General features: G+C 42.4%; 1 protein-coding gene. It reads right to left on the reverse strand.

Features of this window, described 5'->3' with window-relative positions; all coding sequences use genetic code 11:
- Positions 1–540 (reverse strand): transposase domain-containing protein (locus MTN96_RS36855; RefSeq protein WP_248534851.1); only part of this gene is annotated, 540 nt, incomplete at its 3' end.
- Positions 541–620 lie beyond the last annotated feature (80 nt).

Raw genomic sequence — 620 nt, forward strand, 5'->3', positions numbered from 1 at the left:
CGCTGCATCGGATATTAAATGCGTTCTTGTCGACATCAAGGTCACAGCAAGTACTGAGGGGAAGTTTGTTGTCGATTTAGCATAGCCAAAGTGACGGTTACTCGGTGTATCTTGAGTTTTAAATTGTGTACCGTCAATGCTGAGCAGCTTTAAACCACACACGTCATCAAAAGTTTGCGACTGCTCCCACTGCGTTGCTGTATGTTTAAAAAGGTGTTTCATAGGTGCTGCGCCTAGCTTTTCTTTCCCTTTTATAATACTGCTCGTCGCCAATGGTGGAAGCTCTCCTTTAGCGTCAGGAAAAGCGAGCTCTAGTTTGTCACAGACTTCAGATATTGAGCGGTTTCTTAATAAACCAATCCCTAATACAAGCCAAGCAGCTTGCTCGGCGGGGAAACGTCGTTTACGCACAGAGGCTCTCCCTGTTTGAGTAACGGCTGCTTCAATCCACTCAAGGGGAATATGCTTAGTAAACGAATCAATATCACGATCTTGGCTAAATTCAGTAGTAAGGTGTAATTCTTTAATAAATTCAGACATAAAAATAGGCCACAACTTTTGTTGTAGCCTATTATGAAGCCTCTGAAAGATCGTTCAATTAACTTAAACGATCCGCATTA

This window comes from Pseudoalteromonas sp. 2CM28B (assembly GCF_023161935.1).